Annotated in this window: 13 protein-coding genes, 1 pseudogene and 1 riboswitch; of the genes and pseudogenes, 10 read left to right on the top strand and 4 right to left on the bottom strand. The window is 53.1% G+C overall.

Annotated features, from left to right (window positions below; all coding sequences use genetic code 11):
- The first annotated feature begins 5 nt into the window (after positions 1-5).
- A complete protein-coding gene (gene leuD, locus ACKQAD_RS01660; protein WP_409158542.1) occupies positions 6-608 on the top strand; it encodes a 3-isopropylmalate dehydratase small subunit in 603 nt (200 codons plus the stop codon).
- A 137-nt stretch (positions 609-745) separates the two neighbouring features.
- Here the strand turns inward: leuD and ACKQAD_RS01655 are convergent, their stop codons facing one another.
- Positions 746-2,365 carry a methyl-accepting chemotaxis protein gene (locus ACKQAD_RS01655; protein ID WP_409158541.1) on the bottom strand — a complete coding sequence of 540 codons (1,620 nt, stop codon included), beginning with the start codon at positions 2,363-2,365 and terminating at the stop codon, positions 746-748.
- 671 nt (positions 2,366-3,036) lie between these two features.
- Here ACKQAD_RS01655 and ACKQAD_RS01650 point away from each other — a divergent pair.
- Positions 3,037-3,234: pseudogene (locus tag ACKQAD_RS01650) on the top strand (hypothetical protein); the annotation flags it as partial.
- A gap of 256 nt (positions 3,235-3,490) precedes the next feature.
- Here ACKQAD_RS01650 and sgrT read toward each other — a convergent pair.
- Positions 3,491-3,655, bottom strand: coding sequence for a glucose uptake inhibitor SgrT (sgrT, locus tag ACKQAD_RS01645; RefSeq protein ID WP_409158540.1), 165 nt, complete (start codon positions 3,653-3,655; stop codon positions 3,491-3,493).
- 90 nt (positions 3,656-3,745) lie between these two features.
- On the opposite strand from sgrT, the gene sgrR reads away from it, so the two are divergent.
- From sgrR to thiQ, 4 genes are all read left to right on the top strand, one after another.
- Positions 3,746-5,404, top strand: coding sequence for an HTH-type transcriptional regulator SgrR (gene sgrR / locus ACKQAD_RS01640; RefSeq protein ID WP_409158539.1), 1,659 nt, complete (start codon positions 3,746-3,748; stop codon positions 5,402-5,404).
- A 37-nt stretch (positions 5,405-5,441) separates the two neighbouring features.
- Positions 5,442-5,538: riboswitch (TPP riboswitch) on the top strand.
- Between the two features lie 80 nt (positions 5,539-5,618).
- Positions 5,619-6,602, top strand: coding sequence for a thiamine ABC transporter substrate binding subunit (gene thiB / locus ACKQAD_RS01635; RefSeq protein WP_139338642.1), 984 nt, complete (start codon positions 5,619-5,621; stop codon positions 6,600-6,602).
- Positions 6,578-8,185 (top strand): thiamine/thiamine pyrophosphate ABC transporter permease ThiP, encoded by a 1,608-nt coding sequence (gene thiP, locus ACKQAD_RS01630; protein ID WP_409158538.1) that lies wholly within the window; start codon positions 6,578-6,580, stop codon positions 8,183-8,185. Before thiB ends, thiP begins: the two co-directional genes overlap by 25 nt.
- A complete protein-coding gene (gene thiQ / locus ACKQAD_RS01625; protein WP_409158537.1) occupies positions 8,172-8,882 on the top strand; it encodes a thiamine ABC transporter ATP-binding protein ThiQ in 711 nt (236 codons plus the stop codon). Before thiP ends, thiQ begins: the two co-directional genes overlap by 14 nt.
- 4 nt (positions 8,883-8,886) lie before the next feature.
- Here thiQ and ACKQAD_RS01620 read toward each other — a convergent pair whose 3' ends face one another.
- On the bottom strand, positions 8,887-9,084 hold the full coding sequence (locus tag ACKQAD_RS01620) for a hypothetical protein (RefSeq protein WP_409158624.1): 198 nt from the start codon (positions 9,082-9,084) through the stop codon (positions 8,887-8,889).
- 451 nt (positions 9,085-9,535) lie between these two features.
- On the opposite strand from ACKQAD_RS01620, the gene ilvB reads away from it, so the two are divergent.
- Positions 9,536-11,200: an acetolactate synthase large subunit gene (gene ilvB / locus ACKQAD_RS01615; protein ID WP_409158536.1), complete on the top strand. Its 1,665-nt coding sequence runs from the start codon at positions 9,536-9,538 to the stop codon at positions 11,198-11,200.
- A 5-nt stretch (positions 11,201-11,205) separates the two neighbouring features.
- Positions 11,206-11,517 carry an acetolactate synthase small subunit gene (gene ilvN / locus ACKQAD_RS01610; protein ID WP_409158535.1) on the top strand — a complete coding sequence of 104 codons (312 nt, stop codon included), beginning with the start codon at positions 11,206-11,208 and terminating at the stop codon, positions 11,515-11,517.
- A gap of 35 nt (positions 11,518-11,552) precedes the next feature.
- Here ilvN and ACKQAD_RS01605 read toward each other — a convergent pair whose 3' ends face one another.
- The gene (locus tag ACKQAD_RS01605; protein WP_409158534.1) at positions 11,553-12,323 is read right to left on the bottom strand and encodes a DedA family protein; all 771 of its coding nucleotides are present in this window, start codon (positions 12,321-12,323) and stop codon (positions 11,553-11,555) included.
- A gap of 147 nt (positions 12,324-12,470) precedes the next feature.
- Here ACKQAD_RS01605 and ACKQAD_RS01600 point away from each other — a divergent pair, with 147 nt between their 5' ends.
- Positions 12,471-14,051, top strand: a complete 1,581-nt coding sequence (locus ACKQAD_RS01600; RefSeq protein ID WP_409158533.1) for a sensor domain-containing diguanylate cyclase — start codon at positions 12,471-12,473, stop codon at positions 14,049-14,051.
- A gap of 122 nt (positions 14,052-14,173) precedes the next feature.
- Positions 14,174-16,540, top strand: a complete 2,367-nt coding sequence (locus tag ACKQAD_RS01595; RefSeq protein ID WP_409158532.1) for a DNA polymerase II — start codon at positions 14,174-14,176, stop codon at positions 16,538-16,540.
- The last annotated feature ends 196 nt before the right edge of the window (positions 16,541-16,736 follow it).

Here is a 16,736-nt window from a genome sequence, read left to right as displayed (position 1 = left end):
CCGACATGGCTAAATTTACTCAACACACGGGTCTGGTGGTTCCTCTGGATGCCGCTAACGTCGATACCGACGCCATCATTCCCAAACAGTTTCTGCAAAAGGTGACGCGTACCGGCTTCGGCCAACACTTGTTCCACGACTGGCGTTTTCTGGACGATGCGGGTCAACAGCCTAACCCTGAGTTTGTGCTGAACAAGCCGCATTACAAAGGGGCAAGTATCCTGCTGGCGCGGGAAAACTTCGGCTGCGGCTCTTCCCGTGAGCATGCGCCGTGGGCACTAACCGATTACGGCTTCAAAGTCGTTATCGCCCCAAGCTTCGCCGATATCTTCTACGGCAACTCGTTTAACAACCAGCTGCTGCCGGTGAAACTGAGCGACGAGGAAGTAGACGAGCTGTTCAAGCTGGTTGACGGGCAGGAAGGCATTAATTTCACGGTCGATCTGGAAAATCAGGTCGTGCAAGCGGGCGGCAAACGCTATCCGTTTGAAATCGACAGTTTCCGTCGTCACTGCATGCTAAACGGATTGGACAGCATCGGCCTGACGCTGCAACACGAAGCGTCTATCACTGAGTATGAAAAGAATCAGCCTGCCTTTCTGAACTGATTTGAGATAATGGATCAACAAAGCCCGCACGATTTCCGGCGGGCTTTTTATTTTATAGAGACAAAAACCAGATAGCGCGTCGTTGGCCACTGATGATGATTGGGGTCTTTTACCGCTCTTATTTTGTTGCGGCCGGATTACATCAGATGAAATCGGGACACCCCAAGATTCAACCGCTCGGCCTGCTGCTCCAACGAGGCGGCAGACGAGGAAGCCTCAAGCACCAGCGTCGCATTCTGTTGCGTGACCCGATCCATTTCAGATATCGCTAACGACACCTGATTGATACCACTGCTTTGTTCATCAGAAGCCAGCGCGATCTCATTGATAATGCGGGTGACGTTATTAATTTCCGTGACAATCTCGGCCATCGCTTTCCCCGCCTCGGACGCCAACGTCGTTCCTTCCGTCACTCTGGTTTCGGATTCTTTAATCAACGTGGCAATTTCCGTTGCGGCGTTAGCCGAGCGCTGTGCGAGATTACGCACTTCTCCTGCCACCACCGCGAAACCTTTGCCCTGCTCACCGGCTCTGGCCGCTTCGACCGCCGCATTCAGCGCCAGAATATTGGTCTGGAATGCAATCCCATTAATGAGCGCGATAATCTCAGAAATTTTGCCTGAACTTCTGGCAATCTCCGCCATAGACCCCACAACCTGTTCCACAATCTTGCCACCGTTCAGCGCTTTGGCTGAGGTATCCGTCGCCACAACGCTGGCATGGTGCGCATTATCGGTATTCTGCTTCACGGCAGCCGTCAGTTGCTCCATGCTAGCCGCCGTTTCCGCCAACGCCGCGGCCTGCTGCTCCGTTCGTGCAGACAAATCCGTATTGCCGACAGCAATTTTCGTCGAACTGCTGTGAATTGACTCCGCACTGTCGCGTACCGAACCAACCGTTTCCGAGAGCGAATCCTGCATTTGCTGGATATTGTTCCCCAGGATGCCAATTTCATTTCTTCCCACAGCCACGTTCGCGCGCGTTAAGTCTCCGTGAGCAATAGCCTGTATGCGTGATACCCAATACTGAATTGGGTTAATAATGACCCGACGAATTAATAAGAACGTCATACCCGTTAATACGATGGCTAAAATAAAGGCGCCCGTCATGAGCGTATATCCCAACGTGGAATGTCGCTCTGCCGTCACATTAATATTTTTTGCCATCTCAACCCGATAAAGATAAGACGCTTTCAACGGTACATCATAGTCATCATCCAATTTAGACATTAACGTCGACTCAAACGCGTTGAGTTCTTCAACATTTCCTTTTTTCGCTATGTCAAACATGGGTTTGATCCCGCGCTCAACATAATCGCTATAACGTGCTTTTAATTCATTATCGCGAGCGAGTTCGACATCAGAACGAACCGATCTATTTTGATACCCATTAAACATTTTCTGAGACAGTGACAGACGCTCCTCTGCGGCTTTCATGCTGGCGTTATAGTTATCAGTAAGGCCATTGCGTAAATGATTTACCGCATGAAGCAAATTCATACGCGCCGCACGCATATGGTTAGCACTATCCACTAACTCCATTCGCACATTCAATTCCAGCGTAGAGTCATTTAACGACAGTTCAGCCTGCTCCAGAAAATACGATGATGTGGAAATCGCCAAGGCAAAAAGCAGTAAAACACCAGAAAAAACAAAGATAAAAAGTGGCGTCAGTTTGATATTATGCAACCCAGAAGCGGAATACCGGGATTCAGGTTTCTCATAAATCGCTATTGACTGGTAAGGGACATCGCTCATTTTTACATCCATCGGGTTATTCAAAACATTGCTGTGAAGTAAATTGCAGACAAGCGACGAAAAATAACACCCCCGCCGCATGTTACATAATATATAAAGATTGTGACAATCTGCGTTAAATACAAAAAGAAAAACAGTCGCTTCAGAAAAATAATTTCACCTATAAGATCATCATCACGAAAAATCGTCATTTCAACGACAATGATTTCAATTAAAAACCATTCAGAAAATAAACTATCACACAATGTGTGTGAATTATCCTAGTCACTATTATTACAGCAATATTAATCATAGAAGTAAAAAGTGAATTCATTCTATTTTCCTGAAAACAAACACCCTCTGACATTCAATGTGGCTGATTAGCTTATTCTTCTATACACTCTGAATATAAAATCGCCACACAGGGCTCACGATCACCTATAATCCCCCGAACTACGGCACTTTGTCGCCCGCCTAAAATCGGTGGAATAACCTGCCGTAATCATGCCCGACGCCTTTCTCTGCGGGCATGCTCCCTCCCTTGTCTTACTCTGCCATTTTCTTTTGCGAAGCCGCACGCAGGCCCGTCACGCCATTCAATGGCCAGCGAAATATGCAGGTATATTTCATTCTCGACAAACGTCATTGTTGATATACGTCAACACTCGAACATACCATGACCCTATATCGCGATGAAAAAACACCCAAACAAGCATATTCAGGCAGCCATTGAATACGCATCAGCGTAGGGTTGGCATTTTTATCTCAGCAACGGGCATGCATTTGGCAGGCTTATCTACGGCACGCCGGACCACAGTCCCCATATGATGAGTATTTGGTCCACGCCGTCAGTCCCGGAAAATCAGGCAACCCAAAACGCCCGAGAGCTTGCCACGATTAATCTGGCCTTACAGATACGCAATGCGCGCCAGCAGAACGAATTGGCACGTTATTGTGCACTGCTCAGCGAAGGCAAACCATTACATGAACAAATCATTACGTGAACAGCGCCGCGACTATCCTCTTGCCATACAAACCATCTCCGGCTGCCAAAAGATGGGGGCAGATAAACGCCATAAAAAAAGCCAGCGAAGAACTCGCTGGCTGGTGAAACGTCACCATTACTCAGAATACATTTCTGACCACCTAGAGCCAATGACGGTACTCATCATCAGACATATCTTTCAGGTGCCACTGCGTCGCCTGCTGCAATAATGCGATGCGCTGCTGGGGAGACATCCATCGCAACCACGTTGCTTTACAGCTCGATAAGTAGGTTCGATAGAACCGGTACAAACGGGAAATCGCCATCAGCCACCTCCTCTCTTTCCTTATGGGAAAGTATCGACGTAATATAGGGAAAGATAAATTGATGACTTTAGTGCAGGGAGTTCCTCTTTTATGTCTTCTCCTCGTCTACAACAACAGTTCATCCGCCTGTGGCAACACTTTCAGGGGCAGGCCACCGACACCACATTGCAAGAATTAACCGGGGTGCTGAACTGTTCCCGTCGCCATATTCGTTCACTGCTGAACGCCATGCAGCAGGAAGGCTGGCTCGTCTGGCAGGCAGAAGCCGGGAGAGGAAAACGCTCGCAGCTCTCTTTTGTGTATACCGGATTAGCCCTCCAGCAGCAGCGTGCCGAGGATCTGCTGGAACAGGATCGCATTGAGCAACTGGTGCAGTTAGTGGGTGATAAAGAAGCGGTACGCCAGATGTTACTCGCCCATCTTGGGCGGAGCTTCCGGCAAGGAAAGCATATTCTGCGCATCCTCTATTACCGTCCGTTACGCAATTTACTGCCCGGCTCGGCGCTACGACGTTCAGAAATGCACATCGCACGGCAAATTTTCAGCGGACTCACCAATATAAATGAGGAAAATGGGGAAATTGAACCCGATCTGGCTCATCACTGGCAGATGATCTCCCCTCAGCATTGGCGCTTCTACCTACGCCCGGCGATCCGTTTTCATCATGGTAGAGAGCTCACAATGGACGACATCACTACGTCACTCTCTCGCCTTATTCCGCTTCCGCTCTTTTCTCATCTTGAAACCGTCACCTCACCGATGCCATTTGTGATTGATATTCGGCTACACAGCCCGGATAAATGGCTACCGTGGCTATTAGGCAGCGTGCACGCCATGATTTTGCCGCAAGAGTGGCAAACACTATCCGATTTTGCCCAGCATCCGATCGGCACCGGCCCATATGCCGTGGTGCGCAATAACAGTAATCAATTGAAAATTCGCGCCTTCGATGATTATTTTGGCTATCGGGCGTTAATTGATGAGGTCAATATCTGGGTCCTACCGGACGAACCGGAGGAAATGCCGGTCTCCATCCAACTCCAGTCTGACAATTCTCGTCACGAGCAGTTAGAAAGTCGGATGGAAGAAGGCGGCTATTTCCTACTGTTCGACAAACGCTCGCCGTTAGCATCACGGCCAGAAGCACAGCGGTGGCTCAGGCAGGTCTTTAACCCAATTTCGCTACTCAACCACGCCAATACCAGCAACCAGCGTGACTGGTCGCCCGCCTACAGTTTGCTGCCGCGCTGGCACCATCACCATCCCGATATACCGCAACCCCTTCCCAAAGGGCTGACGGACGTCACGCTCACGCTCTATCAGGCACACCCTGAATACCGGATATTAAGCGAGATTATGCGCACACTGCTGGCACAGCACGGCGTCAAACTGCATGTCCAAACGGTCAGCTACGAAGACTGGCATCAGGGCAATGCCGAGAGCGATATCTGGTTTGGCAGCCTGAATTGCTACCTGCCGCTTGAATTCTCGCTGTTCGCGCTGCTCTACGAACTCCCGCTGGTGCAGCACTGCCTGGATGACGATCTGCTCGCGGATGCGCAACAGTGGCGTAACCACGCGTTGCCGATGGCGGAATGGTGTGAAAAGCTGATCGCCAGCGGCCAACTGCACCCTCTGCTGCACCACTGGCTGCAACTTCAAGGCCAGCGCAGTATGCGCGGCGTCAGGATGAATATGTTGGGCTGGTTTGATTTTAAATCCGCCTGGTTTGCACCGCCGGAACACTGATAGCCTTTCGCTGCGTGGCTTAACCCTTTACAATGTGCCGTTCTCAACGGGGTGCGGAAGATTTTTCGCTGAGAAGATACCCGTCGAACCTGATCCGGTTAATACCGGCGAAGGGATTTGAGAGTGCGGCGTATTGCTGCCTCGAAGTCCTTTGCCACCCTATGATTCTCAGGAGTGCAAAGTGTTAAATCAATTACTACACCGTTCAGCCACAGTGCTGAAAACCAGCCTGCCTTGCCTGTTACTGCTCTCTGCTTCGGCTTTCGCCAAACCCGCGCTTACGGTTTATACCTATGACTCATTCGCTTCCGAATGGGGTCCGGGGCCCGTCATCAAGACCGCGTTTGAAAAAGAGTGCGAGTGCGAACTGAATTTCGTCGCACTGGAAGACGGTGCCTCGCTGCTGAACCGTCTGCGTATGGAAGGCAAAAACAGCAAAGCGGACATCATTCTGGGGCTGGACAACAACCTGTTGCAGGCAGCAGAACAAACCGGCCTGTTTGCGCCACACGGTCAGGACACCCGCGCTGTCACGGTGCCGGGCGGCTGGAACAATAAGACGTTCGTTCCTTACGACTACGGCTATTTCGCGTTTGTGTATAACAAAGACACGCTGAAAAACCCGCCGAAAAGCCTGCATGAACTGGTGGACAGCAATGCACCGTGGAAAGTGATCTATCAGGATCCGCGCACCAGCACGCCGGGACTGGGTCTGCTGTTATGGATGCAGAAAGTGTACGGCGACGATGCACCGCAAGCCTGGCAGAAGCTGGCGAAAAAAACCGTTACCGTCACCAAAGGTTGGAGCGAAGCCTATGGCCTGTTCCTGAAAGGGGAAGCCGATCTGGTACTGAGCTACACCACTTCGCCGGCCTATCACATCATTGAAGAAAAGAAAGACAACTACGCGGCGGCCACCTTTAGCGAAGGACACTATCTGCAAATTGAAATCGCCGGGCAGTTGGCTTCCAGCAAAAATCCCGAACTGGCAAAACGCTTTATGCAGTTCATCCTGAGCCCAACCTTCCAGCAGGCGATTCCTACCACGAACTGGATGTATCCGGCGGTTAAAACCGACCTGCCTGCGGGCTTCGCGGCGCTCGCGGTTCCTGAGAAGGCCATGCAGTTCAGCGCACAGGACGTTGCCGACCAACGGACGCAGTGGATTCAGGCATGGCAACGCGCCGTCAGCCACTGATCGGCGGACGTCTGTGGCCAGGGCTGCTGGCCACAACGCTGTTAATTTCCGTTGCCGCTCTGGCTTTCGGTGCGCTGTGGCTACAGGCTCCCGAAAGCCAGTGGCGCACGCTATGGCATGACAGCTATCTTTGGCATGTCATTCGCTTTACCTTCTGGCAGGCCTTTCTTTCTGCGTTTTTCTCTACCGTTCCGGCCATTTTTCTCGCCAGAGCGCTGTATCGGCGGCGCTTTCCCGGCCACCGCTGGCTGTTGCGCCTGTGCGCGATGACGCTGGTGCTGCCCGTGCTGGTCGCCGTTTTTGGCCTGCTCAGCGTTTATGGTAGACAAGGCTGGCTGGCCTCTGCGCTGGGCTGGTTTGACCTGAAATACACGTTTTCGCCCTATGGATTGCAGGGCATCCTGCTGGCGCATGTCTTCTTCAATCTGCCGCTGGCGACGCGATTGCTGTTGCAGTCGTTAGAAGGCATCGCTACCGAGCAGCGTCAGTTGGCCGCCAATCTGGGCATGAACAGCTGGCAGCATTTCCGCTTGCTGGAATGGCCCGCCCTGCGCCGACAGATTTTACCGACCGGCGCGCTGATTTTTATGCTCTGCTTTGCCAGCTTTGCAACGGTGCTGTCACTGGGTGGAGGCCCGCAGGCGACCACGATTGAGCTGGCTATCTATCAGGCATTAAGTTTTGATTACGATCCGGCACGCGCGGCGCTGCTGGCGTTAATTCAGATGATTTGCTGTCTGGGTTTAGTGCTGCTGAGCCAGCGGCTGGGACGCATTCTACCCGTCGGCAGTACACAACAGCTTGCCTGGCGTAATCCGCAGGATAGCACCTTAAGCCGCCTCACAGATGGCCTGCTGATCGGTGCACTGTTACTGTTGGTCGTTCCTCCCTTGCTGGCCGTGGTGGTAGATGGCGTAAACCGATCGCTGGTTACCGTGCTGCAACAGCCTGTCCTCTGGCAAACGCTGTTAACCTCGCTGCGTATTGCCTCAGGCGCAGGGTTATTGTGTCTGGTATTGACCATGATGCTACTCTGGAGCAGTCGCGAACTTAAGTTGCGCCACAAGCCACTCTACGGACAGTTGATGAACCTCAGCGGTATGCTTATCCTCGCCATGCCCGGTATTGTGCTAGCAACCGGCTTTTTCCTGCTGCTGAATAACAGCATCGGGCTGCCGCAATCCCCCTACGCGCTGGTCGTGCTCACTAATGCGCTGATGGCGATTCCTTACGCGATCAAAGTGTTGGAAAACCCGATGCTGGACGTTGCCGAACGTTACAACCGACTCTGCACCTCGCTGGATATTCGCGGTTGGCAACGGCTAAGGCTGATCGAACTTGCCGCACTGAAGCAGCCGATCGCACAGGCGTTAGCCTTTTCTTGCGTGCTATCACTCGGTGACTTCGGCGTCATCGCGCTGTTCGGCAATGAGCAATTCCGCACACTGCCTTTCTATCTGTATCAGCAAATTGGTTCCTACCGTAGCGCCGATGGCGCAGTCACGGCGCTGCTGTTGATGCTGCTGTGCTTTATGTTATTTACCCTGATTGAAAAACTGGCAGGCCGTCATGATCGCGCTTGAGAAATTGACCTACTTCTATCAGCACTTGCCCATGCGTTTTGACTTTCACGTCAACGCGGGCGAACGCATCGCCATCCTTGGCCCCAGCGGCGCAGGGAAAAGTACGCTGTTAAATCTGATTGCCGGTTTCTTGATGGCCGACAGTGGCGAACTGCGGCTTAACGGTGAACCTCATCGCGAGACGCCTCCCGCTAAACGGCCGGTTTCAATTCTGTTTCAGGAAAATAATCTGTTTCCTCACCTGACCCTTGGGCAAAACATCGCGCTGGGGCTCCATCCTGGCCTGCGTCTCAGTGCCGCACAGCGCGAAACGCTAAGGCAGATCGCCGATCGGGTCGGTCTGGCGGATCTTCTGGATCGTCTGCCGTCGCAGGTTTCCGGAGGGCAACGACAACGCGCGGCATTGGCACGCTGTCTGGTTCGTCATCAGCCCATTCTACTGCTGGATGAACCCTTCTCGGCACTCGATCCGGCGCTGCGTCAGGAAATGCTCGATCTGGTTGAAAGCGTGTGTCAGGAGCGTGAGTTCACGCTGTTGATGGTGTCCCACAATCTGGATGATGCCATGCGGATCGCAAAACGTACCGTGCTGATCGTGGACGGCCAGATTTATTATGACGGGCCGACTCAGGCGCTACAGGATGGCAGCGTCGATGCCGCCACCATCCTGGGAATTTCACGCTCGTCTTCAAACTAAGACATTAAGGCAACACCTGATAGCGCAGGTTGCTGAACGTTACGATACGGCGATCGTTTTTCATCAGAATCTGCACCTCATTGCCTGTGATGTGCGGCAGTTTCTTCTCTGCCCTTTCCAGCCCATAGCGGTGCATGACGGTGCCATCCTGATTAAACGACAGCCTATAACCTACAGCATCGAGTGGCCGCGTGAACATCACTTTTCTGAACGATCCTGCGTACGGATAATCGGGTTTATGTGGGGCGTTTTCCCATGCCCCATTGATTTGTACTGTGACCAATTCGACATATTCAGCTTTTATGCCTTGCAGGTATTGTGTCTTTTTGTGCTGCTGTGCTTATATGAATGGGTGATGGCGCGTTCAAACACAACGCCCGACCATAGCTAACATAAGTAAACTCACATAAATAAACAGGATTCCCGTGACGCACTACTCTCCTTCCACTTCAGCACTACTAAGCACCGCGCATGTTGACGCGGTCGTCGTCGTGCGCGTGGCAGTCGTGGTCGTCGTCGTCGGCAGCGCGCCGTAACGGGTTCCGAATCCAAACCAGATTCTCAAACCCCGCCGGCGCCAACCGAGCGGGGTTTCTTGTCTTCTCTACCCTCCCCGCTTCAACACTGCACCGGCCCTGATGAAGGATGTAAGTATGCGTTATACAGGCGCTCAGTTAATTGTTCGGCTGCTCGAACAGCAGGGCATCACAACCGTAGCGGGTATTCCCGGCGGCGCAGCGCTGCCGTTATATGATGCACTGGGACAAAGTAAGACGATCCGCCACGTTCTGGCTCGTCATGAGCAAGGGGCTGGATTTATGGCACAAGGCATGGCGCGTGCCAGTGGGCGTGCCGCCGTTTGCATGGCCTCCAGTGGGCCGGGCGCAACGAACCTGATCACCGCGATTGCCGATGCCAAACTGGATTCGATTCCGCTGGTCTGTATCACAGGCCAGGTCCCTTCCGGCATGATCGGCACCGATGCGTTTCAGGAAGTCGATACCTACGGCATTTCTATCCCCGTCACCAAACATAACTATCTCGTTCGCGACATCAACGATCTACCACGTGTGATTCCAGAAGCCTTTCGCATTGCGCAGTCAGGTCGACCCGGCCCGGTATGGATCGACATTCCAAAAGATATCCAAACTGCGACCATTGAATTGAATACGCTGCCGGGAATGCTCCCGCTCGATACGCCACCAGCCATTGCACAGCAGGAAATCGAGCGGGCGGCAGCGATGATCAACGCCGCTCAGCGTCCTATTCTCTATCTGGGCGGTGGGATTGTTAGCGGCGCGGCGCACGAACAGGCGGTACAACTGGCGGAACGCTCAAGTTTACCAACCACCATGACGCTGATGGCGCTGGGTGCCATGGCCGTTGATCACCCCTTGTCGCTCGGTATGCTGGGGATGCACGCCGCACGATCAACCAATCTGATCTTACAGCAGGCAGATTTGTTAATTGTACTGGGTGCGCGTTTTGACGATCGCGCGATTGGCAAAGCGGAACAGTTTTGCCCGAATGCCAATATCATCCACATCGATATCGATCCCGCAGAATTAGGCAAGATCCGCCAAGCGCATGTGGCGATCAACGCGGATGTCGCGGAGGCGCTGGATCGCTTGCTGCCGCACATTACATCGCAGCAGCGTGACGTGTGGCGTGCAACCGTTCGCGGACTGCAACAGGAATTTCCGTTCAACATGCCGAATACTGGCGATCCCTTAAGCCATTATGGGCTGGTGCAGGCCACAGCGCAGGCGCTGACGGATGATGCCATCATCGCAACCGATGTCGGCCAGCACCAAATGTGGGTCGCTCAATCTTATCCCCTGCGGCGTCCACGTCAGTGGCTGACATCCGGCGGGCTTGGGACGATGGGCTTTGGCTTACCTGCGGCAGTTGGCGCAGCGTTGGCGGAACCCGAGCGCACCGTCGTGTGCTTCTCTGGAGATGGCAGCCTGATGATGAATATTCAGGAAATGGCAACCGCAGCAGAAGAAGGACTCAACGTCAAAATCGTCCTGATGAACAATCAGTCACTCGGTCTGGTTCATCAGCAGCAGGATCTGTTTTTCCAGCAGCGCATTTTCGCTGCCGATTACCGCTACAGCGCAAATTTCCTCGCGATTGCCGCAGGTTTCGGCTTTGCAACCTGCGATCTGAACGCCGTCGCCGATCCACGGACCGCGTTGCAGGAGGTACTTAATCAACCGGGGCCCGCGCTGATCCACGTACGCATCGACGCCAATGAAAAAGTTTTTCCGATGGTGCCACCGGGCGCAGCAAACATCGATATGATCGGAGATTAATGACTATGCCAACTCAACCAACGTCGCTAACACAATCAACGTGTAATCAGGTCACGCTAGAGCTCTCTGTGCGCAACCACCCCGGCGTGATGTCACACGTTTGCGGTCTATTTGCCCGCCGGGCATTTAACGTGGAAGGCATTCTGTGTATGCCGCTGGCAAACGGCGAGGAAAGCCGCATCTGGCTACTGGTCAAAGATGACCAGCGGCTACAACAGATGATTCGTCAGGTAGAAAAGCTGGAGGACGTCCTTCAGGTGCGTCGTCACGGTGAAGAAATGCGTATTTTCGAGCAGGTCGCCGAATTTTACCGCTAGCGGGTTGGGCCGGGTCTTTCCCGGCCAGCCCAATCTCACCCGTTTAACACCTGCCATAACAGATGACGGTAAATCGGCATCAGCGGGTGCTGAATCAGCACGATCAGCATGGCAACGGCTGCCACGGACACCACCGGCGCCACCCAGCGCAAGCGTCTGAGCGGCAACGTTTTGCTAAACCAGTCACGGTGTTTACGCTTATCGCTGCGCCACCAGCGCCAGTTTAACCAGCCAGCGATCCACACCACGACGGCAGTAAGCAATAATAACCACTTAAACCCCGCGCTGTTCGTACCCGCGGGAATATCAATCGCCACGCCAGCCAGAATGCCGGGTAAGAAATAGGCTGGCGGCCACAGCAAGCAGCCAATGATATTCGGCACGGCAAATTTATAAGGCGGTAACCCCAGCATCCCCGCCACCATCGGAATGAGCGGGCGTGTCGGGCCGACAAAACGCCCGATCAATATCGTCGGCATCGGGTGTTGATACAGGGCATATTCGGTTTTACTCAATAACGCCTGGTATTTTTTCAGGAAGGACCAGTTATGCAGCGGCGCCTTAAAACGCATGCCAATAAAATAGGAAATCCAGTCTCCTAGCAGGCAACCGATAATCCCGGCCGCCCACGCCGGGTAAAGCCCCATTTGTCCGCTGCCAATCAGCGCGCCCAGCGTTGCCATCATCACCGTTCCCGGCAACAACAACCCCACCAGAGCCAGAGATTCCAGAAAGGCAACTAGCATGACGGCGATCAGTGAATACGCTAGCGATTGGGTAACCAGATGATCCAACCACGCTTCCATAAAACCTACCCGTATTTTATAAAAACAAGGATTGTCTGGATCATAGCAGAAGCCGTCAACTCCTGATTACTGGTCAATTCTTTTGCACCTCTGGGTATCAACACTTATGATAGCAGTCATTTTTTGCCACTGTGCCGCGCTGCCACTATGTTTTTTAAACGACTCAACCATTTCGGATTACGACGTCTTATCCTACTCTTGGCAGTGGCGAGCGCATTGGTGACGCTGGCAAACAGTTTTTATGCCAGCTACCGCGTCCAACGAGAGTTGTTGATTGATAACACGCTTGAAGCCAACCGCGTTTACGCCACCAAGCTCGCGGCAATGACCCACTCTTTCTTTAAAGAAGCCCAACAGCAGTTAGCCTACAGCGCCAATATCGTCGCCACTCAGATAGATGATAAGGTCAACCTGCTTCAAGAAGCTGACCGCCTGCGGCTACAGACCAGCAATTTCAACTCTGTCGTTATTGCAGATGAAAAAGGTATCGTCAGAGCCACGTCACCCGATACGTTTCAATTGATTGGGAGAAGCCTGACAACCGAAGGCGCACTTGAAGCCTTAAGAGAAAAGCAGCCGCTTATCAGCCAACCCTATGTGTCTGCCGCCAATAACTTCATTGTGCTGATATCCGCACCTATTTTCACGCGAGATGGCCGTTACAAAGGGTTTATCGGTGGATCGATCTATCTTAAGCAGCCCAGCGTTCTCAATACGCTCTTAGACAAACATTATTACCGCGACGGTTCTTATATTTATGTCACCGATAAGAACAAAAGAATGCTGTATCACCGCGATATCGAGCGAATTGGTAAAATAGAGACCAGTAACCTGGAGATCGACGCACTGCATGAGAATAACGGCAGCCAGAACATACTGAACTATCTGGGTGAGAAGATGTTAGCGGGCTATGCCGTTGAATCGACCTCACAGTGGCAGATTGTGGCGCTCCGTCCAACGAACATGACACTGAAACCGCTGGATGGCCTGATGCTAAATGTGCTGCGCCACACGCTCCCTTTGGCGCTTTTAACTATCTTCTGCGTCTGGCTGCTTGCGCGGCTCATCGCTCAGCCTCTGTGGCTGCTGGCGCGCAGCGCCAATAAGATGGATGCGACAGATGTCTCCGACGACATCAGAAATATTCACTCCTGGTATTTCGAAGCCTCACAGCTTAAACAGGCCATGCTGCTGGGTATCGATTTACTTCAGCGCAAAATTGGTAAGTTACGTTCTGAGGCACACTCAGACCCGATGACCGAGCTGCTTAATCGCCGTGGATTGGATAGCGTTCTCCGCTACTGGCAGATGGGGCAGAAAAGTTTTGCGGTCATCGCGCTGGATATCGATCGCTTCAAACGCATCAATGACACCTACGGCCACGATGTCGGCGATAATGTTATTCGCTATCTCTCACAATTGATTCGCACCAGCTCACGTGATTCCGACATTCTGTGCCGCAGCGGCGGTGAAGAATTTTTGATCCTGCTGCCAGAAACCAGTATCGATATCGCACTCAGCATTGCTGAACGCTTACGGCAGCGCATGGAGGAAGCGATCATTCCTGTTGTGGGCAATGTTACCATCTCATTAGGCGTTGCCCTGTGGGAACCGGGCGTCAATACTCCGTCGATCGAGCGTACCTTTAAACTGGCGGATGAAGCGCTGTATCAAGCCAAACAAGAAGGCCGCAACCGCGTGGTGTCTGCCTCCGGCTACGAGCGTTAACGCCAACATCCCTTCCCTTCTTTATATCGGTGATGTCGTAGGACACTGGACATCACCTGTATAAATAACCATACTTACTCCTACTATCCTTTCTTATCCCGTTCGCTATAAAAGGCCGCTTAGTGACTCAGGTTCGTCAGGGGTTTCTACTGACCCGCCACTGGAATGACACGCCAACTGGCACACAGGTTGAATTCTGGCTGGCCACCGATGAGGGCCCGCTGCTGACTCGTCTGCCGCTACAGCAGACTGTTGCCTTTATTCCCGCTCAACAGGAAGCCTGCGCAAGAACACTCTTGCAGCAGGAAAAACGCTGGCAGTTAAAACCGCTCGCCATGCAGGATTTCCACCATCAGCCGCTGTTGGGGTTGTACTGCCCACAATACCGGCAGTTGCTGCGGCTGGAGAAATTGCTGCGTGAAGGCGGCGTTCAAGTCTACGAAGCCGATATTCGTCCGACAGAGCGCTTTCTGATGGAACGCTTTATCACGGCACCGGTGTGGTTTAGCGGTACTCCCACGTCAGACAGCCTGCTGACGGATGTTCGTATGAAACCTAATCCCGATTACCGCCCGACGCTCAGGCTGGTATCGCTGGATATCGAAACCAACTGCCACGGCGAGCTTTACTGCATCGGGCTGGAAGGCTGCGGGCAGCGTCAGGTTTACATGCTCGGACCGCCGAACGGTACGCCTGCCGAGCACGAGGATTTTACGCTGGAGTACGTCGCCAGCCGCCCGCAATTGCTGGAAAAGCTGAATGTCTGGATGCAGCAGCACGATCCCGATGCCATTATCGGTTGGAATCTGGTGCAGTTTGACCTGCGCGTTTTACAGAAACACGCCGAGCGCTACAACATTCCGCTCAAGCTGGGGCGTAACGGGCAGGCGTTGGAATGGCGCGAGCACGGCTTTAAGCAGGGGCACTTCTTTGCCAGCGCCACTGGCCGCCTGATTATTGATGGCATTGAAGCGCTCAAATCCGCGACGTGGAATTTTGCGTCGTTTAGTCTGGAGTTTGTCGCACAGTCTCTGCTGGGAGAAGGCAAAGCCATCGACACGCCCTATCAGAGAATGGACGAAATCGACCGCCGCTTTGCCGAGGATAAACCCGCACTCGCACGCTATAACCTGCAAGACTGCGAGCTGGTCACGCGTATTTTCGACAAAACCGAGCTGCTGCCTTTCTTGCTGGAACGCGCCAGCGTCACCGGGCTGGCGGCAGACCGCAGCGGGGGTTCCGTTGCCGCCTTTTCCCACCTTTATTTACCGCGCATGCACCGCATGGGTTACGTCGCCCCCAATCTGGGCGATGTCGCGCTTGAAGCCAGCCCCGGCGGATTTGTGATGGATTCGCGCCCCGGTCTGTACGATTCGGTGCTCGTGCTGGATTATAAGAGCCTCTACCCCTCGATTATCCGCACATTCCTGATCGATCCGGTCGGACTGGCAGTGGGAACGCAAAATCCAGACGCGCAGCACGCCGTTTCCGGCTTTCGCGGCGCGTGGTTCTCCCGCGAGCAGCACTGTTTACCGGCGATTGTCGAACAAATCTGGCAAGGAAGAGAAGCCGCGAAGCGCACCAATAATAAGCCACTGTCGCAGGCGCTAAAAATTATCATGAATGCCTTTTACGGCGTGCTCGGTGCCACAGGCTGCCGCTTCTTCGATCCGCGTCTCGCCTCGTCCATCACCCTACGCGGCCATGAAATCATGCGCAAAACGCGCGAACTGATCGAGGAACAAGGCTATCAGGTCATTTATGGCGATACCGACTCCACATTCGTCTGGCTGAAACACGCGCATCGCGAAGAAGAAGCGACAGCGATTGGCAACGCGCTGGTGCAGCATGTTAATCAATGGTGGACACAGCACCTGCAAGACACCCAACAGTTGACCAGCGCGCTGGAACTGGAGTTTGAAACACACTTTCGCCGCTTTCTGATGCCCACTATTCGCGGTGCCGAACAAGGCAGCAAAAAGCGCTACGCCGGACTGATCGACACACCACAAGGCGAAAAAATGGTATTCAAAGGGCTGGAAACCGTGCGCACCGACTGGACACCGCTAGCGCAACAGTTTCAACAACAGCTCTATCTGCTGATTTTTCAACAACAGTCGTATCAGGAGTGGCTGCGGGATTATGTCGATCGCACTCTGAACGGGGAATTCGACGATCTGCTGATCTATCGCAAACGGCTACGCCGCCGACTGGATGATTACCAGCGCAACGTTCCGCCACACGCCAGAGCCGCAAAAATCGCCGATGACTATAACCGCCAACAGGGGCGGCCGTTGCAATACCAAAACGGCGGCTGGATCAGCTATGTGATGACCGTCAACGGCCCCGAGCCGCTGGAAACCCGCCATTCGCCGCTGGATTATCAGCATTATGTCGAACGCCAGCTACAGCCGGTCGCGGACGCTATTCTGCCTTTCCTGCATGATGATTTCGCTACACGGGTAACAGGCCAGATGGGTCTGTTTTAAACGTCAGCGATCAAAGCGTTAACTGGCGGGTATTCCTGTTTTTAAGTGACGCGTATTTCTGTTTTTAAATGAAAGGTGTTAATTCGCGGTACAGCAAGTTTGAGGGGTGACGAACGCACCGTCATCCATTACCATAACGCCCTTTCTGAATTTGCATCAGCAACATTATCGGCACCCGATAATGTGATCAGACATT

The organism is Pectobacterium artocarpous, from assembly GCF_046159765.1.
Lineage (GTDB): Bacteria > Pseudomonadota > Gammaproteobacteria > Enterobacterales > Enterobacteriaceae > Pectobacterium.
The sequence above is the reverse complement of the archived record's forward strand: the minus strand, read 5'-3'. Positions and strand labels throughout refer to the sequence as shown.

Bases quoted from the DNA above. Each gene is read 5' to 3' on its own strand.
- leuD (WP_409158542.1), top strand. From the start codon at position 6: ATGGCTAAATTTACTCAACACACGGGTCTGGTGGTTCCTCTGGATGCC.
- ACKQAD_RS01655 (WP_409158541.1), bottom strand. From the start codon at position 2,365: ATGAGCGATGTCCCTTACCAGTCAATAGCGATTTATGAGAAACCTGAA.
- sgrT (WP_409158540.1), bottom strand. From the start codon at position 3,655: ATGGCGATTTCCCGTTTGTACCGGTTCTATCGAACCTACTTATCGAGC.
- sgrR (WP_409158539.1), top strand. From the start codon at position 3,746: ATGTCTTCTCCTCGTCTACAACAACAGTTCATCCGCCTGTGGCAACAC.
- thiP (WP_409158538.1), top strand. From the start codon at position 6,578: ATGGCAACGCGCCGTCAGCCACTGATCGGCGGACGTCTGTGGCCAGGG.
- thiQ (WP_409158537.1), top strand. From the start codon at position 8,172: ATGATCGCGCTTGAGAAATTGACCTACTTCTATCAGCACTTGCCCATG.
- ilvB (WP_409158536.1), top strand. From the start codon at position 9,536: ATGCGTTATACAGGCGCTCAGTTAATTGTTCGGCTGCTCGAACAGCAG.
- ilvN (WP_409158535.1), top strand. From the start codon at position 11,206: ATGCCAACTCAACCAACGTCGCTAACACAATCAACGTGTAATCAGGTC.
- ACKQAD_RS01605 (WP_409158534.1), bottom strand. From the start codon at position 12,323: ATGGAAGCGTGGTTGGATCATCTGGTTACCCAATCGCTAGCGTATTCA.
- ACKQAD_RS01600 (WP_409158533.1), top strand. From the start codon at position 12,471: ATGTTTTTTAAACGACTCAACCATTTCGGATTACGACGTCTTATCCTA.